This window comes from Romboutsia hominis (assembly GCF_900002575.1).
Taxonomy (GTDB): domain Bacteria; phylum Bacillota; class Clostridia; order Peptostreptococcales; family Peptostreptococcaceae; genus Romboutsia_C; species Romboutsia_C hominis.
The window spans coordinates 2,551,606-2,578,305 of sequence record NZ_LN650648.1 but is presented as its reverse complement, the minus strand read 5'-3'; the positions used below and the strand labels follow the sequence as shown (position 1 = coordinate 2,578,305).

General features: G+C 27.8%; 21 protein-coding genes and 3 riboswitches. Of the genes, 19 read left to right on the top strand and 2 right to left on the bottom strand.

Features of this window, described 5'->3' with window-relative positions:
• The first annotated feature begins 19 nt into the window (after nucleotides 1-19).
• The 13 genes from pheS to FRIFI_RS12450 all read left to right on the top strand — a co-directional run bounded on the left by pheS (nucleotide 20) and on the right by FRIFI_RS12450 (nucleotide 14,853).
• Nucleotides 20-1,039 (top strand): phenylalanine--tRNA ligase subunit alpha, encoded by a 1,020-nt coding sequence (gene pheS, locus FRIFI_RS12510; RefSeq protein WP_092923498.1) that lies wholly within the window; start codon nucleotides 20-22, stop codon nucleotides 1,037-1,039.
• 15 nt (nucleotides 1,040-1,054) lie between these two features.
• Nucleotides 1,055-3,445: a phenylalanine--tRNA ligase subunit beta gene (gene pheT / locus FRIFI_RS12505; RefSeq protein WP_166506021.1), complete on the top strand. Its 2,391-nt coding sequence runs from the start codon at nucleotides 1,055-1,057 to the stop codon at nucleotides 3,443-3,445.
• An 18-nt stretch (nucleotides 3,446-3,463) separates the two neighbouring features.
• Entirely contained in the window at nucleotides 3,464-4,063 is a 600-nt protein-coding gene (locus FRIFI_RS12500; protein WP_092923503.1) for a cell division protein ZapA, read from the top strand.
• Nucleotides 4,064-4,170: 107 nt separating this feature from the next.
• Nucleotides 4,171-6,582 (top strand): U32 family peptidase, encoded by a 2,412-nt coding sequence (locus tag FRIFI_RS12495; protein WP_166506020.1) that lies wholly within the window; start codon nucleotides 4,171-4,173, stop codon nucleotides 6,580-6,582.
• Nucleotides 6,583-6,682: 100 nt separating this feature from the next.
• On the top strand, nucleotides 6,683-7,252 hold the full coding sequence (locus FRIFI_RS12490) for an HD domain-containing protein (protein WP_092923509.1): 570 nt from the start codon (nucleotides 6,683-6,685) through the stop codon (nucleotides 7,250-7,252).
• Nucleotides 7,253-7,518: 266 nt separating this feature from the next.
• Nucleotides 7,519-8,646: an XRE family transcriptional regulator gene (locus tag FRIFI_RS12485; RefSeq protein ID WP_166506019.1), complete on the top strand. Its 1,128-nt coding sequence runs from the start codon at nucleotides 7,519-7,521 to the stop codon at nucleotides 8,644-8,646.
• Nucleotides 8,647-9,013: 367 nt separating this feature from the next.
• Complete coding sequence (locus tag FRIFI_RS12480) at nucleotides 9,014-10,447, top strand: potassium/proton antiporter (RefSeq protein WP_092923521.1); 1,434 nt, start codon at nucleotides 9,014-9,016, stop codon at nucleotides 10,445-10,447.
• A 327-nt stretch (nucleotides 10,448-10,774) separates the two neighbouring features.
• A complete protein-coding gene (locus tag FRIFI_RS12475; RefSeq protein WP_092923524.1) occupies nucleotides 10,775-11,167 on the top strand; it encodes a DUF3887 domain-containing protein in 393 nt (130 codons plus the stop codon).
• Nucleotides 11,168-11,240: 73 nt separating this feature from the next.
• Complete coding sequence (locus FRIFI_RS12470; RefSeq protein WP_166506018.1) at nucleotides 11,241-11,399, top strand: hypothetical protein; 159 nt, start codon at nucleotides 11,241-11,243, stop codon at nucleotides 11,397-11,399.
• A gap of 115 nt (nucleotides 11,400-11,514) precedes the next feature.
• Complete coding sequence (locus tag FRIFI_RS15080) at nucleotides 11,515-12,018, top strand: hypothetical protein (protein WP_202819462.1); 504 nt, start codon at nucleotides 11,515-11,517, stop codon at nucleotides 12,016-12,018.
• Nucleotides 12,019-12,025: 7 nt separating this feature from the next.
• Nucleotides 12,026-12,940, top strand: a complete 915-nt coding sequence (locus FRIFI_RS12460; protein ID WP_092923527.1) for a GNAT family N-acetyltransferase — start codon at nucleotides 12,026-12,028, stop codon at nucleotides 12,938-12,940.
• 177 nt (nucleotides 12,941-13,117) lie between these two features.
• Nucleotides 13,118-13,639: a sigma-70 family RNA polymerase sigma factor gene (locus tag FRIFI_RS12455; protein WP_092923530.1), complete on the top strand. Its 522-nt coding sequence runs from the start codon at nucleotides 13,118-13,120 to the stop codon at nucleotides 13,637-13,639.
• 11 nt (nucleotides 13,640-13,650) lie between these two features.
• Nucleotides 13,651-14,853 (top strand): DUF4179 domain-containing protein, encoded by a 1,203-nt coding sequence (locus FRIFI_RS12450; RefSeq protein WP_166506017.1) that lies wholly within the window; start codon nucleotides 13,651-13,653, stop codon nucleotides 14,851-14,853.
• Between the two features lie 57 nt (nucleotides 14,854-14,910).
• Here FRIFI_RS12450 and FRIFI_RS12445 read toward each other — a convergent pair whose 3' ends face one another.
• Nucleotides 14,911-16,365, bottom strand: a complete 1,455-nt coding sequence (locus tag FRIFI_RS12445; RefSeq protein WP_166506016.1) for an aminoacyl-histidine dipeptidase — start codon at nucleotides 16,363-16,365, stop codon at nucleotides 14,911-14,913.
• Nucleotides 16,366-16,647: 282 nt separating this feature from the next.
• Here FRIFI_RS12445 and FRIFI_RS12440 point away from each other — a divergent pair, with 282 nt between their 5' ends.
• The 4 genes from FRIFI_RS12440 to FRIFI_RS12425 all read left to right on the top strand — a co-directional run bounded on the left by FRIFI_RS12440 (nucleotide 16,648) and on the right by FRIFI_RS12425 (nucleotide 22,659).
• Nucleotides 16,648-19,026, top strand: a complete 2,379-nt coding sequence (locus tag FRIFI_RS12440; RefSeq protein WP_166506015.1) for an endonuclease MutS2 — start codon at nucleotides 16,648-16,650, stop codon at nucleotides 19,024-19,026.
• Nucleotides 19,027-19,123: 97 nt separating this feature from the next.
• The gene (locus FRIFI_RS12435) at nucleotides 19,124-19,567 is read left to right on the top strand and encodes a 2-thiouracil desulfurase family protein (protein WP_092923543.1); all 444 of its coding nucleotides are present in this window, start codon (nucleotides 19,124-19,126) and stop codon (nucleotides 19,565-19,567) included.
• Between the two features lie 167 nt (nucleotides 19,568-19,734).
• Nucleotides 19,735-21,435, top strand: coding sequence for an arginine--tRNA ligase (argS, locus tag FRIFI_RS12430; protein ID WP_092923546.1), 1,701 nt, complete (start codon nucleotides 19,735-19,737; stop codon nucleotides 21,433-21,435).
• Between the two features lie 267 nt (nucleotides 21,436-21,702).
• Nucleotides 21,703-22,659, top strand: coding sequence for a hypothetical protein (locus FRIFI_RS12425; RefSeq protein ID WP_240294285.1), 957 nt, complete (start codon nucleotides 21,703-21,705; stop codon nucleotides 22,657-22,659).
• On the opposite strand, the gene FRIFI_RS12420 is transcribed toward FRIFI_RS12425, so the two are convergent.
• The gene (locus tag FRIFI_RS12420; RefSeq protein ID WP_166506014.1) at nucleotides 22,656-22,856 is read right to left on the bottom strand and encodes a hypothetical protein; all 201 of its coding nucleotides are present in this window, start codon (nucleotides 22,854-22,856) and stop codon (nucleotides 22,656-22,658) included. The genes FRIFI_RS12425 and FRIFI_RS12420 overlap by 4 nt on opposite strands.
• 163 nt (nucleotides 22,857-23,019) lie before the next feature.
• Here FRIFI_RS12420 and FRIFI_RS12415 point away from each other — a divergent pair, with 163 nt between their 5' ends.
• Nucleotides 23,020-24,777, top strand: coding sequence for a B12-binding domain-containing radical SAM protein (locus FRIFI_RS12415; protein ID WP_166506013.1), 1,758 nt, complete (start codon nucleotides 23,020-23,022; stop codon nucleotides 24,775-24,777).
• 122 nt (nucleotides 24,778-24,899) lie between these two features.
• Entirely contained in the window at nucleotides 24,900-26,042 is a 1,143-nt protein-coding gene (locus tag FRIFI_RS12410) for a tetratricopeptide repeat protein (RefSeq protein WP_092923555.1), read from the top strand.
• A 97-nt stretch (nucleotides 26,043-26,139) separates the two neighbouring features.
• Nucleotides 26,140-26,222, top strand: a riboswitch (cyclic di-GMP riboswitch).
• A 149-nt stretch (nucleotides 26,223-26,371) separates the two neighbouring features.
• Nucleotides 26,372-26,455: riboswitch (cyclic di-GMP riboswitch) on the top strand.
• Nucleotides 26,456-26,604: 149 nt separating this feature from the next.
• A riboswitch (cyclic di-GMP riboswitch) is annotated at nucleotides 26,605-26,688 on the top strand.
• Nucleotides 26,689-26,700 lie beyond the last annotated feature (12 nt).

Here is a 26,700-nt window from a genome sequence, read left to right as displayed (position 1 = left end):
GAAAGGGTGAATTAATATAATGCAAGAAAAATTACTTAATTTACAAGAAGCTGCATTAAATGAAATTAAAGATACTTCTAGTATAGAAGCTGTTGAAAGTTTAAGAGTAAAGTACATGGGTAAAAAAGGTGAGATAACATCAATCCTAAAAGAAATGGGTAAATTATCAGCAGAAGAAAGACCTGTAATAGGTAAAGTTGCTAATGAAGTTAGAGCGGCTATAGAAGGTGCTATATCTTCAAAGAAAGAAGAGTTAAAGTTAGCAGAAAAACAAAGAAAATTAGCAGAAGAAGTTATAGATGTAACTATGCCATCAAGACCAGTTAAAGTTGGTAAAAAGCATCCAATATCTCAAATAATAGATGAAGTAAATGAAATATTTATAGGAATGGGATTCTCTATAGCAGAAGGTCCAGAAGTTGAAACTATAGAAAATAACTTTGATGCATTAAATGCACCAAAAGATCATCCATCTAGAGATATGAGTGATACTTTCTATATAAATGAAGAGTTATTACTTAGAACTCAAACTTCACCAGTTCAAGTTAGAACAATGAAGAGTCAAGAGTTACCAATAAAAATAATATCTCCAGGAAGATGTTTCAGATTTGATGCTCCAGATGCTACACATTCACCAATGTTCCATCAAGTTGAAGGGCTTGTAGTTGGTAAAGATGTAACAATGGCACAATTAAAAGGAACTTTAGATATGTTCGTTAAGAAGTTATTTGGTGAGCATACAAAAACTAAGTTTAGACCACACAACTTCCCATTCACAGAGCCAAGTGCAGAAGTAGACGTTACTTGCTTTAAATGTGAAGGAGCAGGATGTCCAATGTGTAAAGGTGAAGGTTGGATAGAAATACTAGGAGCAGGTATGGTTCATCCAAATGTACTTAGAAACTGTGGAATAGATCCAGAAATTTATAGTGGATTTGCGTTTGGTATGGGACTTGATAGAATAACAATGCTTAAGTATGAAATAGATGATATAAGACTATTATTTGAAAATGATATGAGATTTTTAAATCAATTTTAATTAGGAGGATTTAAGATGTTAGTACCTTTAAAATGGTTAAGAGATTACGTTGATATAGATTTAGATACACAAGAATTCGCTGATATGATGACTATGACAGGATCAAAAGTTGAGAAAGTAGAGTTCTTTGGAAAAGAAACAAATGGAGTTGAAGTATGTAAAATACTTGAAATAGAACAACATCCAGATGCAGATAGATTAAAAGTAACAAAAGTTGAAGTAGCTGATGGACAAATACTTCAAATAGTAACTAATGCAACTAACATAAAAGTAGGAGACTATGTACCAGTTGCTAGAATAGGTGCAGTATTACCTGGAGATTTCAAAATAAAGAAAGGTAAGTTAAGAGGAGTATTATCAGAAGGGATGTTCTGTGGTGCAGAGGAATTAACTATACCTTCTCAATACGTTGAAGAACATAAAAAAGATGGGATATATATATTAGACCATGAAGAATCTTTTGAATTAGGAAAAGATGTTAGAGAAGTTTTAGGAATAAACGATGCATTAATAGAATTTGAAATAACTTCTAATAGACCAGATTGTAGATCTATAATAGGGCTTGCAAGAGAGGCTGCTGTTACCGTAGGAAAAGAATTAAAATTCCCAGAAATAAAAGTAAATGGTTCTGATGAAGAAATGCAATTTGAAATAGATATTCAAACAGATTTATGTAAGAGATATTGTGGAAAAGTTGTAAAAGACGTTAAAGTTGGACCATCTCCATACTGGATGCAAAGAAGACTTATAGAAGCTGGAATGAGACCAATAAACAACATAGTAGATATAACTAACTATGTTATGTTAGAGCTAGGTCAACCACTTCACGCATTTGACTTAGAAGATATAAAATACAATAAAATGACAGTTAAATTAGCTGAGCAAGGTGAAAAGTTTACTACATTAGATGGTGTTGAAAGAGAATTAACATCAGATATGTTAGTTATAGGAAATGAAGAAAAAACTTTAGACTTAGCGGGAATAATGGGTGGAGAAAATTCTGAGGTTAAAGATACAACTACATCAATATTCCTTGAAGGTGCAAGCTTTGCAAAAGAAAGTATAAGAGCTACATCTAAAAAATTAGGACTTAGAACAGAAGCTTCATCAAGATTCGAAAAAGGTATAGATGTTAATTTAGCAGAGACTGCTGTAAATAGAGCTTGTCAATTAATAGAAGAATTAGGATGTGGTAGAGTTCTTAACGGAATGCTTGACTACTATCCAGTAAAAGAAGGAGTTCAAAAGATAACTGTTAACCCTGTGAGAATAAACAAATTATTAGGTGTTAACGTACCAATGGACCAATTTATAAGCATATTAGAAAGATTAGAGTTTAAATGTAACCTAATATCTTCTGAAAAATTAGAATTAGAAGTTCCAAGCTTTAGACTAGATATAGCTGAAGATGCAGATATATTAGAAGAAATAGCTAGAATATACGGATATGAAAATATACCAACAGCTACTTTAGAAGGAAATGCTACAGCAGGTGTAAAAACTGATAAACAAAAGTTCACAGATAAGATAGTATCTAGTTCAATAGCAGCAGGCTTAAATGAAATATTAACATATTCATTTGTAAGCCCAAGAGGTGTTGATAGAATAAATTTATCATCTGAAGACTCTAGAAGAAACTTTGTAAAACTAATGAATCCATTAGGTGAGGAAACTTCAGTTATGAGAACTACACTAATACCTAATATGTTAGAAGTATTATCTACAAATGTAGCTCATAAAGTTGAAGAAGTATCAGCATTTGAATGTGGAAATACATTTACACCACAAGAAGGATTACCAGTAGAAACGAAGAAATATTGTATAGGAATGTATGGAAAAGATGTAGATTTCTTCTCTATAAAAGGTGTTGTAGAAAGTGTACTAAATAATGTAGGGTTCAAAGGATATGAAATAGAACCAGAAAAAACTAACCCAACATTCCATCCAGGAAGATGTGCTAAAGTTATGTTTAATGGAGAATGCATAGGTACATTTGGAGAATTACATCCAGACGTAATAGAAAATTATAACTTAGGACAAAGAGTTTATGTTTGTGAAATGAATGTAGAATCTGTATTTGAAAATACATCAACAGAAAAAACTTATACTCCATTACCTAAGTATCCATCTACATCAAGAGATATAGCTTTATTAGTTAAGGATGAAGTATATGTTAAAGAAATAGAAGATATAATAAAAGCTAATGCAGGTGGATTAGTTGAAAGCTACAAATTATTTGACGTATATAAAGGTGCTCAAATAGAAGAAGGATACAAGTCTATAGCATACTCTATAACATATAGAAGTATAGAGAAAACTTTAACTGATGAAGATGTGGCAAAAGTACACGATAAAATATTAAATGAGTTAAGTGAAAAATTAGGTGCAACACTAAGATCTAACTAATACAAGGGGGATATTAGTATGAACAAAGTTACCGTTAAGATACATGGTGCAGAGTATCCTATGGTTGGAGAAAAATCTGAAAAACATATGATAAGTGTAGCAGCATTTGTAGATACAGAAATGAATAAAATAGGTGAGGCTAATAAAAGATTAAGCTCATCTCAAGTAGCTATATTAGCAGCTATAAATATAACAGATGAATTGTTTGATTGTGCAGATACACTAGAAAAAGTAGAAAAAGAAAATGAAGAATTAAAGAAAAAAGTTGGAAATAGTGGGGAAGAATATAAGCTTGAAATAAAAGAGCTTGAATACCACTTAGAAAACAAAGATAAAGAAAATAAGAACCATATATCTAAGATAGAAGAACTTAATAAGTTAATAGAGGAACAAAAGAAAGAAATAGAGCAACTAAAAAATGGCACTAATTTATCTAAACAAGAAGTTGAAGATTTAAAAAATGAAATAAAAGAGCTTAAATCATCTGTTGAAATGGCAGAAGAAAAAGCTAATGTTGCAGAACAACTTTCTTCTAAATTCCAAAATGATGCATATAAATTACAATTAGAAAAAATTGAAATAGAAAATGAATTAAAATATCTTAGAGCAATGAAATAAGTTTACTTATATTTAAAATTAAACCTTCAGGGGGACCTGAAGGTTTTAATTTTAAAACTTAGGGACATTATAAATATAGAAAAAATATTACGTATAGGAGGAGAAGTATGAAAGACATAGAATTATTAGCACCCGTTGGTTCCTTTGAAGCGTTAAAAGCAGCTGTTCAAAATGGTGCAAATGCAGTTTACTTAGGAGGAAAAGAATTTAGTGCTAGAGCATCAGCAAATAATTTTGATAGAGAAGAATTAAGAGAAGCAGTAAAATATGCTCACATAAGAGGAGTACAAGTTTTTGTAACGGCTAATACATTAATAAAACAAAATGAAATAGAAGATTTTTTTAAGTATGCTAAATATCTATACGACATAGATGTAGATGCAGTTATACTTCAAGACATAGGTATAGCTAGAATTATTAAAAATGAGTTACCTGATTTTGAAATACATGCAAGTACACAAATGGTAGCACATTCTTTAGAAGATGTTAGATATCTAGAAAATGCTGGATTTGATAGAGTAGTACTAGCAAGAGAAGTTAAAGTAGATGAAATAAAATATATATGTGATAACTGTAAAGCAGATATAGAAGTATTTGTTCATGGAGCACTGTGTGTATGCTATTCTGGACAATGTTTAATGAGTTCTATGATAGGTAACAGATCAGGAAATAGAGGAAGATGTGCTCAACCATGTAGACAAAGATATGAACTTTTAGATGTTTATACTGGAGAAGTAGTAAATAGCAATGGAGACTATTTATTAAGTCCAAGAGATTTAAGCACAATAGAAGAAATAGATAAAATAATAGATGCAGGAGTTCATTCTCTTAAGATAGAAGGTCGTATGAAAAGACCTGAGTATGTAGCTACTGTTATAGAGAGTTATAGAAAAACTATAGATGAATACTTACAAACTAAAAAAGTGAATGTTTCAGATGAAACAATAAGTGATTTATACACTATATTTAATAGAAAATTTACAAAAGGACTTATTTTAGGAGAAGTTGGCGCAGATGTAATGAATTCACAACTTCCAAATAATCAAGGATTATATTTAGGTAAGGTATTAGATTACAATAAAAAAGCTAAAAGACTAAAGATAAGACTTGAAAATACACTTAAAAAAGGCGATGGAATAAATCTTGGTGGTGGAACTATAGGAAGAATCATCAAAAATGGTGAGATAGATACTATAGGATATAAGGGCGAGATAATAGAACTAGATTTTATAGGTGAAGCTAAAAGAAATCAAATAGTATTTAAAACATCAGATAGTGAACTTATGGATAGAGTACAAGCTACATTTACTCAAGATAAAGAATTTGTTAAAAACATGATAGATTCATATATAAGTGTTAAGCTAGATAAAAAACCAATACTTACATTAGCTGATAAAAAAGGAAATACTGCCACAATAGAAGGAGACAAAATAGTTGAAGAGGCTATGAAGGTAGCTTTAAGTGAGGAAAAAATAGAAACTCAGCTTAGAAAATTAGGTAATACTCCTTATGAAATGGATAGTGTAAATATAGAATTAGATGAAAATGTAAGTTTACCAATAAGTATACTAAATCAAATGAGAAGAGATTGTATAGAGCTTTTAGATAAAGAAAGAGTTAAAATAAAAAATAGAGATTTTAAAAATAGAAGATTATCATATAATCCAATTAAATTTAATCGAGATACGGTAAGTAATTTATCTGTTAAAGTTAAAAATTTAGAACAATTACAAAGTGCACTTGAGTGCGGTATAGATAAAATATATTATGAAGATACTAAAACATTAGAAGAAGCTATAAAAGCTGGACTAAAATATAATATAAAAGTTATATATTCAGCTCCTAGAATAATAAGAGGCAAGGAATACAAGCAATTAGAAAAAGCTAAAAATATAGGAGTAAATTCTATACAAGTAGGTATATGGGGAGCTATAGATTATTTTAAAGGTAAAGAGCTAAATATAGATTACTACTTAAATGCATTCAATAGTGAAACTATAAATTACTTTAAAGAAATAGGTGCAACTAATCTTTGTATATCTCAGGAATTAAACATAAATGAAATAAGAGAAACAATAAAATATACAGATATTAATATAGAATCTGTGGTTTATGGATATACTCCACTTATGATAACAGAATACTGTCCAATGGGAGTAGTAGTTCGAGATTGCAAAAAAGATAAAAGAGTTGCTAAATGTAGCCAAAGCACATATGCACTAAGAAACTCTAAAGGGGAAGAGTTTAGATTATCACAAGATCTATTCTGTAGAACAACTATATATAATACAAATGTTACTTGTATGTTAGATAACTTATACGAACTAAATGAAATAGGTATAAATACATTTAGATTAGATTTTACATTAGAAGATAGTCAAACTGTTAAGAAGGTAATAGAGGCATATCAAGAAGTATTAAGCAACAACTACAAATTAGGAAGTAAAGCTACAAAACTTTATAATGAATTAGATGCTAAAGGTGTAAGTGCAGGTCATTATTACAAGGGAGTAGAATAAATTAAATTTGTATAGTAAGTATATGTATTATCAACAATATCAAATATATTTACTTAAAAAATTATAATAGATTTAATATTTATATAGGAGGTATTGGGAAATGAGAGAACAAGCAGTAGGATTAGTAAATAAATATTTAAAATCTGAACATCTAATAAAGCACTCATATGCAGTAGAAGCTGTAATGAAAGCTTTAGGAAATAAACTAGAACCAGAAAAATCTGATGATTGGGCATTAGCAGGATTACTACATGATTTAGATTCAGATATGTTAGATTATAAAAATAATCCAGAAGAATCTAAATTGCATGGGATCAAAACTATCGAATTACTTAAAAATGAAGGTTTTGGAAATGATTACATATATCAAGCAATAAAAGCTCATAATGAAGATAATGGAACAAAAAGAATAAGCACAATTGATAAAGCTATATATGCAGCAGATCCAATAACTGGATTTATAACAGCCATAGCTTTAGTTTATCCAGATAAGAAATTATCTAGTGTAAAAGTAAAGTCTATAACTAAGCGTATGAAAGAACTTAAATTTGCAGCAGGAGCAAACAGGGATGCAATGAGAAGCATAGAAGAATTAGGCATTCCATTTGCTGAATTTGCACAACTATCACTAGAGGCAATGCAAGGAATAAGTGATGAGCTAGGACTATAGAGATATAATATACATAAATTGACTATAATTAATAAATATGATAATATTATCAACAGTATAAAAGTTGAATAATGCTCTGGGTATTAGTATCCAGAGCATTTTTAAATATATATAATATAAAGTTTAGTATAAATTAAATTTAGTAAATTCGTATAACTTAGCCAATATAAAATATTTTTATTATGTATGGCTAATATAGATTTGCATAAAATTTATTAATTTAACTTTTGTATATATAAAATAAACTTGAAAGAGAGACGGATATTATGAGCAGAAAAAAAGTTTTTAATGGTAAAAGATTAAAAATAGCTAGAATGTATAGAGGAAAAACTGTAGATATGCTAGCTAAAGAAATAAATATAAATAAAAAAGATATAATTGCTTTTGAAGAGGAAAAGTACAAGCCAACTCCAGAAAATGAAATGAAATTAGCAAATGCTTTAAGGTTTCCAAAAGAATACTTCTTCCAAATGGATAACATTAAAGTTGTAGTTGATAGTACTCATATAAAGCCAGAATCGAGAATACCTAGAGTAGAAGAAATTTCATACAAAGAAAAGTTAGTAATGGCACATAAAATATTATCTTTTATAGAAGGATATATACAATTCCCAGAAATGAACATACCAACTAACTTAAATAGAAACGATGATATAGAGACATTAGCAACAAAAGTAAGAAGACATTTTGAATTAGGTGATGGACCTATAGGAAATGTGTTAAGCGTGTTAGAGTATAATGGGATAATAGTAACAGACACTAATGTAAATACAAAAGGAGCACTAGCGTTTACGCAAAAACAAACAACTGATAAAAATACTAGATATATAGTATCTTTAGGAAATGATAAAAAATCAGCGACTACAAGAAACTATGACTTAGCTTATGAATTAGCATACATGGTTAGTGTTGAAGCGGGGATACAAGCTAAAAAATTCTCAAAAGATGAATTTGCGTGTGTATTTTTATTGCCAGAAGAAACATTCTTACCAGATTTAAAAGATGTTAATGAGATAGAGGATTTTGTAGAATTAAAAGCAAAATGGATAGTTCCAATATGGGCTATGATATTAAGAGGATACCAGCTAGGTGTTATTAATTACAAGAAATATATGTACTTAATGAACCAAATGGATAAGAAAGGTTGGAGCAAGAAGGAACCATTAGATGCTAATATAAAAGCAACAAGTCCAGTTTTACTTAGAAAATCTGTGGATATGATACTTGAAAGTGGTATTATGAGTGGAGCTACTTTAGTGGATAACTTAGCAAGTTGTGGATTAAGCCTTTATCCTGATGAAATAGAGTCATTATTAGGACTAAAAGAAGGAAAATTAGCACCTAAAGTTAAGAGAGATAATGTAACAAAGGTTAATTTTAAAAATAAAAAATAATACCAAAAGAGTAACAAAGCCTAAGTTATAATAAGCATTTGTTACTCTTTTAAATTGTAATAATTTATTAAATAAAATATCTTAAAATAATAGTAGAAAATTAGAATATTTTTTTAACAAATATTTAACACAAAAAACATATACAAAGTATAGAATTTTATGTTATTTTAAACTTAAGGATAAGAAATCGAACCTAACATAAAAGAATAAATTTAACATAAAATAATTATATAACAACAGTAAGATAAAAAATAAAGTTTTTAAATATAATTCCAGTATTATTTAAAATCCTGCCTATAAAAATTCTAAAACCTTAAATTTAAATTCACTAAACTTAATTAATTATAATAAAGGAGGTAATAATTATTTGATAAACTTAATGATTATGTGTTCATTAGTTCTATTAATATGTATAACATCAAGTAAAATTTTATATAAATTTGGAGTCCCAATTCTTCTAATTTTTATAGGATTAGGAATGTTGACTGGATCTGATGGTATTGTTGGAATATATTTTGATAACTATGAATTAACAAGACAGATATGTTCTATAGGATTAGTTTTTATAATGTTCTATGGAGGATTTGGTACTAGTTGGGATATGGCAAAACCAGTTGCTGTTCCATCAATACTTCTATCAACAGTAGGTGTTGTTATAACTGCTGGTTTAACAGGAATATTTTGCTTTAAGGTATTTGATACTTCTTTATTAGAAGGATTACTTATAGGATCGATAGTTGCATCTACAGATGCGGCATCAGTTTTCGCAATATTACGTTCTCAAAAGTTAAACTTAAAGGGATCTATTGCTTCAATATTAGAGATTGAAAGTGGAAGCAATGACCCTTTAGCATATATGTTGACTATAATTATTTTAGGATTAATGGCAGATAAAGGATATGATACCATAATACCAATGCTTTTAAATCAAGTTGTAGTTGGAATTTTATCGGCTGTTTTATTAGGTAAGCTTACAATTTATTTATTAAGAAATACCAAGTTTGAAATAGATGGATTTTATCCTATATTTGTTATGGGAATAGCAGTACTATCTTATGCTTTAAGTGAGCATTTTGGTGGAAATGGATATTTATCTGTATATATGACTGGTATTATGATAGGTAACAGTAAGATACCACATAAAAAAAGTATGTTCCAATTTTTTGATGGAATTTCATGGATTATGCAAATAATGTTATTTTTCATATTAGGACTGCTATCATTCCCATCGCAAATACCTTCTGTAATGATAAAAGGTATTTCCATATCTATATTTATGATTTGTATAGCAAGACCAATAGCAATTTTTAGCATACTAAGTTGGTTTAAAATTCCTTTAAAGCAACAAGCTTTTGTATCTTGGGTAGGTCTTAGAGGTGCTGCTTCAATAGTTTTTGCAATATATGCAGTAACTTATGGAGTTCCTGTTGAAAGTGATATTTTCCATATAGTATTTTTTGTTGCTTTGTTCTCTGTTGCGATACAAGGTACACTTTTACCTACAGTAGCTAAAAAGCTCGACTTAATTGATGATAAGTCTCCAGTATTAAAGACATTCAATGATTACAGGGAAGAGATAGGTACAAATTTATTAGAAATAACGGTTCAAAATAATAGTGGCATTGCAAATAAAGCTATAATGGATTCAAATATACCTGAGGATATACTTATCGTAATGATAAAGCGTAACAAGGAAGTATTGATTCCAAATGGATCTACTCAAATTCTTCCTCAAGATGTGTTAGTTATAGCTGGAAATGATTTTGAGGTATTGAATGACTTATTATGTAAAAGCAATTAATATTTATGTATATAAGTAAATTTATGCTACAGGATATATTTAAATATCGCTCGAAAAATAGTTTTTTGTTAATATAGGGAAAGAATTTTAGGATTATATTTAAATTCTTTATTCAATAATAAATAATTTGATAGGGGTATATGCCCCTATTTTTTTGCTTGTAATAAATTTTATTAATAGTAAAGAGATTTAAAATGTAATATAAGTACAATTTACTGTGTCCTATGTATATTTATTTGATTATCAAATGTATTAGGAATTATAATAAAATTAAATAAACTACCAAACGAAAATATTGCAATACTAATAAAATAAGGGGGATGTGTTATGAAAAAAATGAAAATGCTATTATTAGTATTTTTAACAGGAGTTGTACTAGGGGGATGTACTACTTCAAAATTAAGTGAATCTTATGATGAAGAATTGTTAAAAGAAGATGCTCAAGGAATAGTTAATATGATTTGTAATGACGAGTATAGTAAAGTTATAGATAAAATGAGTGAAAATTTAAAAACTCAAATAAATGCAGAACAATTAAAAGAAGCGTGGCAACCTATGAAAGATAAACTAGGTAAATTTAAGTCTATTAACAAAGAAGAATTAATAGGTAATGAAGATTTAGCTACTGTAGTAGAAGTTGTGGAATTTGATAATGGTAAAGCACAGTTTACAATCACTTATAATGAAGATATGAAGCTAGAGGGGTTATATATGAAGTAATGTAGAGAAAAGATATGTAAGTCAATTTTAATATATTGATTTATATATCTTTATTTGTATAGGGGATGATATTATGATTTCTAATAAATATGAAAAGATAGTCTTTGGGATAATGATAGCGATGGCTATGGGGTTAATTATATTTCTAAATATGGACCATAGTCTTCATAAAATGCACTTCGAAGAAGATAAAATAAGGATAAAAATAGATAGCATATATAAAGGATATTAAAAGTGCAGAGCTATTAGATGACATTCCTATAGGAAATAAAGTAAATGGTACTAGCACAGCAACATATTTAAGGGGAACTTTCCAAATAGACAGAGATGAAAAGGGGAAGTTATATGTGTATCGTAATAGCAAACCATATATAAAAATCACAACAAGCGATAAAACTCTAATATACAATGATAAAGATAGTAATAAAACAATAGAAACATATAATCAATTAATAAAAAAGTATAATTTAAAAAGTAGCACAAATTCGGTTAAATATAATAATTTCAAGTCTAGCCAAACAAGCTATACTCAAAAAGATGATATAGTAATAGCTATATCAATGATGCCTGCAGTTTTGTTTTTTGTAGGAATAGGAATATATTCATTTAAAAGAAAAACTCCTATGCACTTTTGGGCAGGGACTATAGTTAAATCAGAAGAAATAAGTAATATAAAAGCATATAATAGAGCAAATGGAATTATGTGGATTGCGTATGGGTTATCATTTTTATTGATACCACTACTTGGTTCTATGGTAGGAGGTATAGTTATTGCTATACTATCTTCATTTATGATAGTAGGAATGGTACTTTGTTATAAATGTATTTATAATAAATATAAGGTTAAATAGATTAAAAATGAAAGATGAGGAATTGAAACAAAAGGGTAAATTTATGGGATATATAAAATCATACACTAATTTAAGTAATATAGAAAAGAATGAAGTTTATAAATTCATAAAAGTTAAGGAAAATTCAGTTAATTTATTAGAAGAATTGGATGATAAATTTAATATAAAAATATATGAATATGGTGAAGGTGCATTATTTTATTTTGAGGAAAATAAAGTAGTGGCGAGTATATGCGTAGTTTTAGAAGTAGCAAAAATATTAAAAAGTGCATATATTCACCAAATAAAATGTGCTAAGGATATAACAGATAAAGTTGAAATAATAAGAAAACTAGTAGAAGAATCTGTTAACATATCTAAAGCAAAAGGAGCGACGGATATAAGATTAGGAATAAATAAACAAGAAATATCTAATGAAGAGATAAATAAACTAAACTTTAAAATAGAATACAATTCTTTTGAAATGGTATTAAAGGATAGGTGTAAGAGGAATAAATTATTGAAGCTAAAAAGTTTAAATGAAGAAAATAAGTTAAGGTATATAGATATTTATAATGATTCATTTAGTGATATGCCACATGGTACAGTAACAAATATTGACACTGTAAACAAAAATATAGAAAAAAGTAAAAATGATAATAATAGATATTTTATAGTATTAGATGAAGAAGATAATGAAATCGGATTTATAGAAATTATTATTGAAAGTGACAAGGGATTATTTGATATTGGATTATGTAAAAAATATAGAGGCAAGGGGTATGGAAAGAGAATAATAGAAACAGCAATACAGTTTTTAGCAGAGAGACAAGTTAAAGAAATTGCGCTTATAGTCATAGAACAAAATAAAATAGCCTATGAAATGTACAAAAAAAGAGGATTTGAAGTAAGCCAGATAATGGGCGGATGGGTTATATTGTAATTAATTTTATTAATAAATTTATAAAATTTTTATAAAGCAGAGTTTTGTTAATGTGAAACTCTGCTTTAATTTCGTGTAAATAATAAAAAATTTTGAACTAAGTTGATAGGATTTTTATATAGATTACGTATTAGTTAGTATAAAAGCTTTTATAAAAGAGGGTAAGGAGGAATTATTTTGCAAGATGAATTGATTATTAAGTATATAAGGAAAAGGAAAGAAGAAGGAATGGAGATGTTAATAGATAGTTATAGGGGTCTAATAACATCAGTAATTAGAAGACATTTAGGTGTACTTATAAATTATGAGGAAGAGTGTGTAAGTGATGTACTTTTATCTATATGGGATAGTATAAAAAGTTTTGATAAAAGCAAGAATGATTTTAAAAACTGGGTATGTGCAATATCAAAATATAAAGCGATAGATTATAAAAGAAAGTATATATCAAAAATTGAAACTACTGATATAAGTCAAGAATTATATTACATAGATACTGATTTAATGAAAGCTGAAATTGAGGAAGAAATAAAAGAGATACTAAGTCATTTAAATGATAAAGATAGGGAACTTTTTATAAAACACTATTTAGAAGGTGAAAGTTTGGAGAGTATAGCAGTGAAAAATAACGCAAAGGTGTCTAATTTATATAATCGTTTATCCAGAGGGCGAAAAAGAATTAGGGAAAGTATATCTAAATAGGGAGGTTAAGTATGAAGGACGATTTTGAAATATTAAATGATGTAAAAATGAATGTAGATGATTATGAAGAAGTAAAGTTTGATAATAATGATGAGCTTAAAAATAAAATGAAAATAAAAATTAGAAATAGAAATAAGAATAAAAGATTTAAAAGAGGTATAGTAGCAGCTTCATTATTAGCAATTTTAAGTAGTGGTATTATTCTAGATAATAATATATGGGCAGACATAGAAAGATTTTGGTATTCATTAGGTGATATTGTAAATATGAAAAAAGAAGAACTTGAAGATTATAAGTACAATATAAATAAGGTAGCGATAGATAAAAATGTAAAGATTTCACTTAAAGATGTAATTTTAGATAATGGAAGCTTGATACTAAACTTAAATGTTGATTACAGCAAATTTAATCCATTCAAAGATTTCACAGAGAAGCAACAGAAAGAGTGGTCATTTGATAAATGGGGAAGAGAGGAAACACTATTAACGGTAGGAGAAATAAACAATATATATATAGATGGAGTTAAGTATGAAGGTCAATCTTGGGCAATAGGAGATCATTATCAAAAAAAAGAAAAATCAGTAGATGTTGTTATGGAACAAGGAATAGATATGACTATTAAAGAAGGCAACGACATTAATTCTGAACGAGTTAAAAAAGATGAATTTCCTTATGTTATAAACAAAGATAAAATATATAATTTCAAAATTCAAATTAAAAAACTTCATCTTGAACAAGATTGGGAATCTCAATATAAATTTTATGATGAGGTTAAAAAAGCTGGTGGTCCACATTCTGGGATTATAAGAGGAAACTGGGAGTTTAATATAGACATAAAGGGAGAGGATTTAATAGATAAATCTAAATCATATTCAATAGATGAAGTTATAGAATTTTCATTAAATAATAAAGTAGCTAGCATAGAATTTAGTGAAGTAATAGCTTCGCCTCTATCTGTAGAAATAAAGTATAAGTTTCTAGGAATAAATAATGTTGATTTTGATCGTATAAGATTAAAAGTAAAAGATGAAAATAATAAGGAAATAATTCCAGATGGGATGAATGTAAATAATGGAACGCATGAAGTAGTTGAGAAATATAAAAATACATCTAATAATTATAGCGAATTAAAAATCGTACCAACTATTGTAGATGATAAATATAATGTTAAGGAAGTTCTTGAAGATAAAGCTATAAAGGTAAAATTAGATTAAACATAAAATAAGTAGGGCAAATTCCCTACTTATTTTATGTTTAACAAGAAACTAATCTTAGTTATGTTCATTCATTGATTTTAATATAGCAACTAAGTATTCCCAAGTACGAGTAGTTGAAGATATACTTAAATGCTCATTTGGTGTATGAACTTCAAACATGTTAGGTCCAAAAGATATAGCTTGTGCATGAGGCATTTTGTCTAATAATAATCCACATTCAAGACCAGCATGTAAAGCTTTTATAATAGGCTTTTTACCATTTAATTTTTCATAAGTATGGACACATATATCTTCTAATTTAGAACCTTTAGCATATTCCCATGCTGGGTAATCACTTTCTAAAGTAAATTCTCCACCTAAAGTTTGAGATAATAAGTTCATTTTATTAGTTATATTTTCTTTTAAAGAAGTAACTGAACTTCTAACAGCACATTCAAAAGTTACTTCATTTTCAAGAGTTCTAACAACACCTAAGTTAGTAGAACTTTCAACAAGTCCTTCTATATCCATACTCATAGTTTGGATTCCATTAGGTATTAAGTTTAAAGTTCTTATTACATTATTTTTACAATCATTAGTAAGAACCTTTTCAACAGTAGTTTCTTTACATTCTACAACTATGTCAGGATCAGAAGAAGCAAATTCATGTATGAAAGTGTTTTCCATTTCTTTTATACATGCCATAGCTTTTTCTACATCATTCTTATCAACTACTATAACAGCTTCGCACTCACGAGGTATAGCATTGTTTTTAGAACCACCTTCAACTTTTGCTAAGTCAAAGTCAACACATAATGAGTTTAAAAGTCTTCCCATTAATATATTAGAGTTAGCTCTTTGTTTTATTATATCCATTCCTGAGTGTCCACCAAGAAGTCCTTTTATATCAACTAGTAGAGCTTGTTTGTTAGCATCTACATTGGTAAACTCAGCATTTAATTTAGAGTGAGCAGTAACCCCACCAGCACAACTTACAAGTAAGAAACCTTCTTCTTCTGAATCAAGGTTTATTATGTATTGTCCTTTAAGATTAGAACCGTCAAGAGCCATAGCTCCACTCATTCCAGCCTCTTCATCTGAAGTTATTAAAACTTCTATTTGAGGATGTGCTAAATCATTAGATGCAAGTACAGCCATACCCATAGCAACAGCTATACCGTTATCAGCACCAAGAGTAGTTCCTGTAGCATATATCATGTCATCTTCTATTCTTAATTTTATTGGGTCTTTAGTAAAGTCATGTTCTGTGTTTTTATTTTTTTCACAAACCATATCCATATGACCTTGAAGTATAACACCTGGACAGTTTTCATATCCTTTTGTAGCAGGTTTTCTTATTATGATATTTAACGCATCATCTTGGATAGTTTCTAAGCCTAAGTCTTCACCAAATTTTTTTAGATAATCACTTATAGCTTTTTCATTTCCAGAACCACGAGGTATCTGAGATATCTCTTCAAAATAATTAAAAACAAGCTCTGGATTTAAACCTTTTAATACGTTTTCCATAAGTATTCACTCCTTTTAGATGAAATTAAATATTTAAGTATATGCTAAGTAAAAAGCATGAAACTTAAATAATATAATTATATTATAACACTAAATCTAATATATTCCAAAATAAATAGTTAGTTTTGAAACTAATAAGTTTATATATATAGCAAAATACAGTTTTTATCCTATTATAAACAACTATATTTATGTATAATATTAGTTAGCTATACAAATAGTATAATACAAATATACATAAAATAAACGTAATTATATAGATATAGATTCAAGGAGGAAATAATGAATTCAAAAGCACTAAAGGTTTTAGAATTTGATAAAATAATAGACCTATTGAAAAGCAAAGCATCATCTTCATTAGGTATGAGATACATAGAAAAACTAACACCAAGTTCTGACTTTAATGAAGTTAAGTCAAGATTAGAGGAAACAAGTGAGGCACAAGCCATACTTATAAAAAGAGGTTTTGTTGGATTACAGGGAATATACGATATAGAAGATAAGGTAAAGAGAGCAAGTGTAGGGGCAGCATTAGACCCAGGTAGCTTACTAATGATAGGAAATACTTTAAGAGTAGCCAGAATGCTTAGTAATAATTTAGCATCTAGTGAAGAAGAAGATTTTAACTACCCAATAATACAATCCCTATCAAATTCTTTATACACATATAGAGATTTAGAAGAAGAAATTTTCAATGCAATAATAAGTGAGGTAGAAATATCTGATAATGCATCTAGTGAGCTTAGAAATATAAGAAGAAGAATAGTGCAAAAGAATCAATCTATAAGATCTAAGTTAAACTCAATAATATCTTCAACTACATATCAAAAGTACTTACAAGATGCAATTATATCTGTAAGAGGAGATAGATTTGTTGTGCCAGTAAAAGCTGAATATAGATCACAAGTAGCTGGTATTGTCCATGATCAATCATCATCTGGAGCAACATTATTTATAGAGCCTATGAGTATAGTTGATATGAATAATGAATTAAGGCAATTAAGACTTCAAGAAAAAGAAGAGATAGAAAAAATATTAGCAGAATTATCTTCTAAGGTAGGAGAAATAAGTAATGAACTATTAGCTAACCAAGAGATATTAGGAAGATTAGACTTTGCTTTTGCTAAGGGAAAATTATCTATACAAATGAGAGGTATAGAACCTACTTTAAATGAAGATAAATTTATAAATATAAAAAAGGGAAGACATCCATTACTAGATAAAGATACTGTTGTTCCAAACTCAATTTATTTAGGGAGAGAATTCCATACATTACTTATAACAGGACCTAATACAGGTGGTAAAACTGTAACTATCAAAACTGTTGGTTTATTTGCACTTATGAATCAAAGTGGACTTCACATACCTGCTGATTTTGGAAGTAGTATGTGTGTATATGATAATGTATTTGCAGATATTGGTGATGAGCAAAGTATAGAGCAAAGCTTATCTACATTTTCATCTCATATGACAAATATAGTATCTATATTAAAAGAAGTAACAGAAGACTCTTTAGTAATATTTGACGAGCTTGGAGCTGGAACTGACCCAATAGAAGGAGCGGCTCTTGCAATAGCTATACTTGAAGATGTAAAAAGCATTGGAGCTAAATGTATAGCTACAACACACTATAGTGAATTAAAGAACTATGCACTTACTAAAGAAGGTGTTGAAAATGCAGCTGTTGATTTTGACTTAGAAACTTTAAGTCCTACGTATAGATTACTTATAGGTGTTCCAGGGAAATCAAATGCCTTTGAGATTTCTAGAAAGTTAGGGCTAAGTGATTATGTAATAAGTAGAGCTAGAGAGTTTATAGATAGTGATAATATAGCAATAGAAGATGTGCTTCAAAATGTAGAGAAAAATAGAGTTAAAGCTGAAGAAGATAGAGAAGAAGCCGAAAAATTAAAGTCAGAAATAGAAAAGCTAAAGGCTGAGTACGATGAAAAGCTTGCGAAAATGAGTGAACAAAAAGAAAAGATAATGGAAAGAGCAAGACAAGAAGCCTTTAGAATAACAAGACAAGCAAAAGAAGAAGTAGATTTAATAGTAAAAGAACTTAGAGAACTAGAAAAAGAAAGAGCATCTAAAGAAAAGAATCAAAGGATAGAGGCGCTTAGAAAAGAAATATCTAGTTCAATGGGAAGTCTTCAACCAACTGTTAAGAGCATGATTGTTCCTAAAGTATCAAGTAAAGAAGTAAAAGACTTAAAAGTTGGGGAAGAAGTAAAAGTTATAACTTTAAATCAACAAGGTAGCGTTGTTTCAGTTGATAACAATAAAAAAGAAGCTGTTGTTCAAATAGGAATAATGAAGATGAATCTACCGTTTAAGTCTCTTCAAAAAGTTAAAAAAGACCCTAAAACAACAATCACTAAATCAACAAGAAGTATAATAAAAGCTAAATCAGGAAGAGTAAAAAGCGAAGTAGATTTAAGAGGTATGAATTTAGAAGAGGCTATAATGGAAGTTGAAAAATATTTAGATGATGCTTATGTAGCTGGCCTTGAAATGGTAACTGTTATACATGGCGTAGGAACTGGAGTATTAAAATCTGGACTACAAGATGTATTAAAGAGAAATAGACATGTTAAGTCTCAAAGAGCTGGACAATATGGAGAAGGTGGAGCTGGAGTTACTATCGTAAATCTAAAATAAAAAATGATTTGTTCACTATATCGTTAGATGTTTAAAATATATAATTTTGCGATATAGCAAATTTTTTATAAAAGTAATATATATAAGGTGGTACAATATGATTTTAGTATCAGCATGCTTACTTGGAATAAATTGTAAGTACAATGGAGAAAATAATAAAAATGAAAATGTAAAAAAGTTCTTAGAAGGTAAAGAGTTTATAATAGTGTGTCCAGAACAATTAGGAGGAATGAGCACACCAAGAGAACCTTCAGAAATAGTTAAACTAGATGGATATGATGTTATAAAAGGAAAAGCAAGTGTAATTAATAAGCAAAGATTGGATGTAACTAAAAAGTTTAGAAATGGAGCAGATGAAGCTTTAAAAATAGCTAAATTATATAACTGCAAAGAGGCTATATTAAAAGATGGAAGTCCATCTTGTGGTTCAAGTTATATATATGATGGAAGTTTTGCAGGTAAAAAGAAGGACGGCTTAGGAGTTACTGCTGCATTATTAATAGAAAATGGAATAAAAGTAATAAGTGAAAAAGAACTATAAGTAAAGTAAATTTTTATTTTAAATTTAAATGGAATAATTAACTTATACAAAATTGTATTATAAATAAGAATATTGCTAAAATATAGTTAATAAATAAACCAAATAACTTGAAAAAACTCATAAATTGATTTACCATAAAATAATAAGAATATGAGAGGAGAAATATAATGCAAGATTTTAAGATAGAAATAGCAAACTGCTTAAAAGAAAACATAGAAGATTTAACATTAGAAGAAATAGTTGGTCTTATAGAAGTACCACCAAACAAAGAAATGGGAGATTATGCATTTCCTTGCTTTAAATTAGCAAAAGTATTTAGAAAAGCTCCAAATATGATAGCGGCAGAATTAGCAGAAAAAATAGAAGCTAAAGGAGCAATATCTAAGGTATTACCTTTAGGAGGATATGTTAACTTCTTCGTTGACAAATCTCAATTAGCTAAAAATGTTATAAATGATGTTTTAACTCAAAAAGAAAAGTACGGACACAGTGATTTAGGAAAGGATAAGACAGTTGTAATAGACTTCTCATCTCCAAATATCGCTAAGCCATTCCATATAGGGCATATAAGAACTACTGTTATAGGAAATTCTTTATACAAAATATATGATTCTCAAGGATACAATACAGTAAGAATAAATCACTTAGGAGACTACGGAACTCAATTTGGTAAGTTAATAGTGGCTTTCAAATTATGGGGTAGTAAAGAAGCTGTAGAAGCCAACCCAATACCAGAATTATTAAAATTATACATACAATTCCATGATGAAGCTGAAAAGCACCCAGAGATGGAAGATGAGGCAAGAGCTTGGTTCACTAAATTAGAAAATGGAGATGCTGAAGCTAAAGCATTATGGCAATGGTTCAGAGATGAAAGTTTAAAAGAATTTGCTAGAGTTTATGACTTATTAGATATAGAGTTTGATTCATATAATGGAGAAAGTTTCTACTCTGACAAAATGGACTCAGTAATAGAAACTATAAAAGAAAAAGGATTATTAAAAGAATCTCAAGGAACAAATGTTGTTGAGTTAGAAGAATTCAATATGCCACCAGCTCTTATAACTAAAAATGATGGTTCAACATTATACATGACTAGAGACTTAGCAGCTGCAGTTTATAGAAAGAATAATTATGATTTCGACAAGTGTATATATGTAGTTGGTTCTCAACAAAGCTTACATTTCCAACAATTATTCAAAGTTCTAGAATTAGTTGGATTTGAATGGGCTAAAGATATGGTACATGTACCATTTGGTATGGTTGCTTTAGAAAATGGAACAATGTCTACAAGAAAAGGTAGAGTAGTATTCTTAGAAGACGTATTAAAGCAAGCTATAGAAAAAACAAAAGAAACAATGTTAGCTAAAAATCCTAATGCATTAAATGTTGATGAAATAGCTAAGCAAGTAGGTGTTGGAGCTGTTGTGTTCCAAGAGCTATCTAACAGCAGAATAAAAGATTATACATTCTCATGGGAAAGAACTTTAAGCTTTGATGGAGAAACTGGACCATACGTTCAATATACTCATGCAAGATGTTGTGCAGTTTTAAGAAAAGCTAATGAAGAAATAACTACAGATATAAATTATGAATTATTAAATGATGAAGATAGTTCAGAAGTATTAAAGGTTATAGCATCTTTCAACAAGTCTATACTTAATGCTTTAAGAAAGAATGAACCACACATAATAACTAGATTTGTATTAGATTTAGCACAAGCATTCAATAAATTTTACCATGACAATGCCATATTAGTTGAAGATGTTGAATTAAGAAAAGCAAGACTTGCTTTAGTTGCTGCTACTAGACAAACAATAGAGAATGCTCTTAAGTTATTAGGTATGCATGCACCAGAAAGAATGTAATTATAATATTGATTAAAAATTAATATTATAATTTAGATATAATATACAGTGGTAGCTAAAACTATTGGTTCTAGTTACCACTATAATATTTTCTAATATATTTATTTTAAATTTATGTAAAAATATAATTAGTAATAATTTATATAGTTTATTAAATATAATTAAGTTTTAAAATGGCAGTGAAAAACTGTCTCTTTTTTTTGGTTAGTCAAAGCAAAGTATATTAAGTATAATAGATGATAACAATAAAGTAATATAGAGTTTCATATGAGAAAGGTTAAGAGTATGATAGCTAATACTACAATAGAAAATAATATAAAAAATGCATATATATCAGCATTTGAAATGAATGACAAATCATTAAAAGATTTAATAATAATAAATACAAAATGTCTTATTGATGATAAAATACAGAGATATGTATATATAGATAGCAATAGACTAAGAGATGAATTAATATACTATAAATTTTATGGAGAGAAGTTAAGTAGTAAAAATATAATAAATATATTACTTCCAGTAATACTTTCAAACACAAACGCAGATAAAAGTGAAGAAGTTGTTATTGATTTAGTGAGTAAGTATATAAGGTTTCTTAAAATAGAAGAAAATACATATGAGTATATATTAAGTGCTATTTGCTATAATATTATAATCCATAAATTAATAGAAAATAAAAATGTAGAATATGAAGAATTATTGCAAAGTGCAAAAGAAAAAATTATAGGATTTACAATGGAATTAGATAAATCTCAAGTAGTTAAGTTTCAAATGGAACGAATTAAAGCAATACAAATAATAGACAAGTATATAGATTTAAAAGTATATGAATACGAAGAAGATAAAGTATTAATAAATATGTTAAATGTATTGTATGATATATATATTGAAGATAGGGAAATAAGTGATAATGGAATATTAAGTATAAAAAAATCTATACTATCTATACTAAACTTCGAAGAGAATTTAAATATAAACAATATAGACTTCACCTTATCAATGGCTGAATATGTAATTAAACTAAGAAAATATATAATTAACAAAAAGATTTATAATAATCGTGTAGATCCAAGATCCCTAATTAAATTAGAAGTAGGGGAAATTACTATAGATCCGATATTTAATCAAATTGAAATTATAAAAAAAGATTTTAAAAATGATATTCTTGAGATAGGAGTCAAAGCTAAATCAGGAATATATAATCTTAAATTTAAAAAATCTTAGTTAGTATTTTCTAGGTAATTAACAAAATCTTCTTCGCTAGTGTTAGTTAAAAAGCATAGTTCTTTTATTATACTGTTTCTTAAATCTATAAATTCATTAAGTCCAGTATTTTCATTTGTATACTCTAAGGCTTTTATAATAAGCAATAAGTCCCTTTTTGATAAGGCATTGATAGATACTTGATCGATTAATTCCATAAAAAACTTCCTTTCTAAATTAGATATAATTATGATACTATTATTCTACAAAAAGGTTTAAAAAACCTTCTATTAAAGAAAAAAATGATAATATACTACATATAGTATTTTAACCTAAAATGTACAGAAAATCATAGCATAAATGAAAAAAGAGGTGAAATAATTGAAAATTTTATTAACAACGTTAAATTCAAAATTTATACATACAAATTTAGCAATAAGATATTTAAAAGAGTTTGTAAAAGACTTAGTAGAAGTAGATTTAAAAGAATATACAATAAATAATGATTTAGATTATATATTAAAAGATATACACAAACATGATTATGATGTAATACTATTTTCAACTTATATATGGAACGTAAACGATATAGTTAGATTATGCCATAATATAAAGAAAGTAAAGCCAAGTATAAAGATAGCTCTAGGTGGGCCAGAGGTAACTTATGATAGCGAAAGCTTTATGGAAAAGCACTCATTTGTAGACTATATACTTTATGGAGAGGGAGAATTAGTTTTTAGAGATTTGGTAATGTATCTAAAAGGACAAAAATCTTTAGAAGATGTAGAAGGTATAGTTTATAGAAATAACGATGAGATAGTTGTAACTAAACCTAAGGAATTATTACAAAATCTAGATGAAATACCTAGTCCTTATGATCATTTAAATCCAGCAGAATATGAAAATAGAATTGTTTACTATGAAACATCTAGAGGGTGTCCTTTTAATTGCCAATACTGCTTATCTTCAACACTTGAAGGATTAAGATATTTTAGTATAGATAGAGTAAAAAAAGATTTAAAGGCATTAATAGATGCAAGGGTATCTCAAATAAAGTTTATAGACAGAACTTTCAATGCTAACAAGAAGTTTGCACAAGAAATAATGAATTTCCTTATGGAAAATGACAATGGTTATACAACATATCATTTTGAAGTCACAGCACACTTATTAGATGAGGAAACATTAAACTTCTTAAAAGATTGCAAAGAAGGGTTATTCCAATTTGAAATAGGAGTACAAAGTACAAACCAGAAAACTCTTGATGCAGTTGGAAGAAGAGATGATTTTGAAAAATTATCTTATGCAGTTAAAAAAGTAGCATCGTATAGAAATATACATCAACATTTAGATTTAATAGCGGGACTTCCATATGAAGATTATGCAAGCTTTGAAAATTCATTTAATGATGTATTTAATTTAGGTATAGAGCATATACAATTAGGGTTCTTAAAGATGATAAAAGGAACTGGTATAAGAAATACTGCAAAAGAACATGGATATAGATACAAAGATTATACACCATATGAAGTATTATATAATGATTATATAAGTTATAGCGAAATGATAAAGTTAAAAGATATAGAAGAAATACTAGAAAGATACTATAACTCTAAAAACTTTGTATTGTCAATGAGATACATAATACATAATTATTATGAGCAAAGTCCATTTAAATTCTTTGAAGAATTTGCAACTTACTTTGATGAAAATGGGTATTTTGATGTAGCACAAGGTAAGAATCAATTATATAAAATATTATTAGATTTCTACAACGATAAGATAAATGATAAAAATGAATTATTTAATGATATATTAAAGTATGATTATATATCATTAGGTAAAACTTCAAATTTACCTCAAATATTCAATAAAGAAGATGTAGAAGATTTTAAAAATAGATGTCATATGTTCTTACAAAATGAAGATAACATATTAAAATATATACCACAGTTTGAAAATAAACCAGCTAAGCATATAATAAAATATGTTCATTTTGAACCATTTAGATTCGATATATTAAAGTTAAAAGAAGATATACATGCTGATATAAAAGAGATAAAAAATATAATTTTATTTGTCTATGATGATGATAACAAAGTTTTTGAAAAGTCAAAGTCATATAGTGTTAACATATAATATTAAATGCTAATTATTACATATTGGTATTATATATTATGAAAACATATCACATAAATTTTTAATGGGTATAAACATTAATAGATTAAAAATTATTATGTGAAGTTACAAAGGAGGAAAAAATGAAGTTTAAAATAGAAAAGTATTTATTAAAGAAAACAGAAGAATTATCTTTTATAACTATAAAACATGGTGGAGAATTTAACTTAGAAGGTTACACTATACCTAAGGGTGGATTAGATGTACCTATAAAAAATGAGGTATTAGTTAAAGGAATAAAAGAAAAGACAGCACAAGATAAGATAAATACAATGTCTATAGCAGATGCTATGATATATATAATGGGTATTGATAGCCAATTTAAGTATAATGAAGAATACAGAAAATTTTTAGATGCTTTTAGCAAAAAAGTAAATATAAATATAAAAGAATATATGGGCTATATGTCTAAAAAATACTTTGATATTGGTGAGATAACTGATTCGTTAATATACTTAAAAGCTATGATAAGTATGTATCCAAATGACATAGATGGATTATATCATTATTCAATAGTTTGCCAGGAACTAGCAAAGCAGTATCAAAAAGATATGGACAAAGAAGCTATGAATAAGTTTTTATTAGAAGCCTTAGAAAAGTTGGAAATGGTTATACAATTAGATGAAAACTTTGCTTTAGCTTACTATCATTTAGGATACCATTACTACAATCAAGGTCAATATTTAAAGGCTAGAGTTATATGGGAAGAAGCACAAAAATTAGGGTTAGATGCAGACTTAATGGCAGAGGTTCAAGAAAATATAGGAAAGATGGACTTTAAAGTTCAATATGAAGAAGGTTATAATTTAGTATTCCAAGGAAAATGTGAAGAAGGACTAGAAAAATTATTACCTCTTGAACAAGATCATCCTGATTGGTGGAACTTATTATTTATGATAGGATTAGCTTATAAAAATATGGGTGAATTTGAAGAAGCTAAGAAATATTTTGAAAAAATACTTATAACTAAACCACATCAAGTAGATACAATGGTTGAACTAGGCCTTTGTGAAGCTAGTATGTTCAATATAGATAAAGCTATAGAACACTTTGAACAAGCAGCTAAAATAAAAGAAGATCCAGAAATATTATGCAATTTAGGGATGGCATATCTAAACAAAGGTGATATAGATGATGCTATATATTATATAGAAAGAGCTTATGAATTAGATCCACAAGATGAAATTACAGTGGCATGTTTAAGAGAACTTGATAAATATAGATAAAAAATAAGTTAAAATTTACTATAAAAAAATCTAAAATTGACTTTAACTAAATTAAAGGGTATAATAAATCACTGAGATTATATAATTATATTCAAAAGTTAAAATTAGGAGCGAAGAAGTATACCTTGTATATGGGCACTTGAGGTATATGGAGTTAATAGTGCAACCGACTATTCAGATAATATTTAAATATTATTCGAATAGTCTTTTTTATTTTAAGATACAAGTTTATTGATAAGATATTAATGAAAATTAAATGAAAGCTAACAATTTTATATAGCATAAATGCGAACAAATTAAAATAATTAAAAGGACATAAATACATATAAGCTAAAAATAGGAATGAAGAAGTATACCTTGTATATGGGCACTTGAGGTATATGGAGTTAATAGTGCAACCGACTATTCAGATAATAAATCATTATTATCTTGAATAGTCTTTTTTATTTTAAAATAAAAGTTTATTGATAAGACATTAATGAAAATTAAATGAAAGCTAACAATTTTATATAGCATAAATGCACACAAAGCAAAATTATTAAAAGGGCATAAATACATATAAGCTAAAAATAGGAATGAAGAAGTATACCTTGTATATGGGCACTTGAGGTATATGGAGTTAATAGTGCAACCGACTATTCAGATAATAAATCATCAT

Excerpts from the sequence above, each read along its gene's own strand:
- FRIFI_RS12460 (WP_092923527.1), top strand. The coding sequence starts at position 12,026 with ATGAAAGATGAGGAATTGAAACAAAAGGGTAAATTTATGGGATATATA.
- FRIFI_RS12490 (WP_092923509.1), top strand. The coding sequence starts at position 6,683 with ATGAGAGAACAAGCAGTAGGATTAGTAAATAAATATTTAAAATCTGAA.
- FRIFI_RS12435 (WP_092923543.1), top strand. The coding sequence starts at position 19,124 with ATGATTTTAGTATCAGCATGCTTACTTGGAATAAATTGTAAGTACAAT.
- FRIFI_RS12470 (WP_166506018.1), top strand. The coding sequence starts at position 11,241 with ATGATTTCTAATAAATATGAAAAGATAGTCTTTGGGATAATGATAGCG.
- FRIFI_RS12450 (WP_166506017.1), top strand. The coding sequence starts at position 13,651 with ATGAAGGACGATTTTGAAATATTAAATGATGTAAAAATGAATGTAGAT.
- FRIFI_RS12445 (WP_166506016.1), bottom strand. The coding sequence starts at position 16,365 with ATGGAAAACGTATTAAAAGGTTTAAATCCAGAGCTTGTTTTTAATTAT.
- FRIFI_RS12440 (WP_166506015.1), top strand. The coding sequence starts at position 16,648 with ATGAATTCAAAAGCACTAAAGGTTTTAGAATTTGATAAAATAATAGAC.
- argS (WP_092923546.1), top strand. The coding sequence starts at position 19,735 with ATGCAAGATTTTAAGATAGAAATAGCAAACTGCTTAAAAGAAAACATA.
- pheS (WP_092923498.1), top strand. The coding sequence starts at position 20 with ATGCAAGAAAAATTACTTAATTTACAAGAAGCTGCATTAAATGAAATT.
- pheT (WP_166506021.1), top strand. The coding sequence starts at position 1,055 with ATGTTAGTACCTTTAAAATGGTTAAGAGATTACGTTGATATAGATTTA.
- FRIFI_RS12495 (WP_166506020.1), top strand. The coding sequence starts at position 4,171 with ATGAAAGACATAGAATTATTAGCACCCGTTGGTTCCTTTGAAGCGTTA.
- FRIFI_RS12485 (WP_166506019.1), top strand. The coding sequence starts at position 7,519 with ATGAGCAGAAAAAAAGTTTTTAATGGTAAAAGATTAAAAATAGCTAGA.
- FRIFI_RS12420 (WP_166506014.1), bottom strand. The coding sequence starts at position 22,856 with ATGGAATTAATCGATCAAGTATCTATCAATGCCTTATCAAAAAGGGAC.
- FRIFI_RS12410 (WP_092923555.1), top strand. The coding sequence starts at position 24,900 with ATGAAGTTTAAAATAGAAAAGTATTTATTAAAGAAAACAGAAGAATTA.
- FRIFI_RS12425 (WP_240294285.1), top strand. The coding sequence starts at position 21,703 with ATGAGAAAGGTTAAGAGTATGATAGCTAATACTACAATAGAAAATAAT.
- FRIFI_RS12475 (WP_092923524.1), top strand. The coding sequence starts at position 10,775 with ATGAAAAAAATGAAAATGCTATTATTAGTATTTTTAACAGGAGTTGTA.
- FRIFI_RS12500 (WP_092923503.1), top strand. The coding sequence starts at position 3,464 with ATGAACAAAGTTACCGTTAAGATACATGGTGCAGAGTATCCTATGGTT.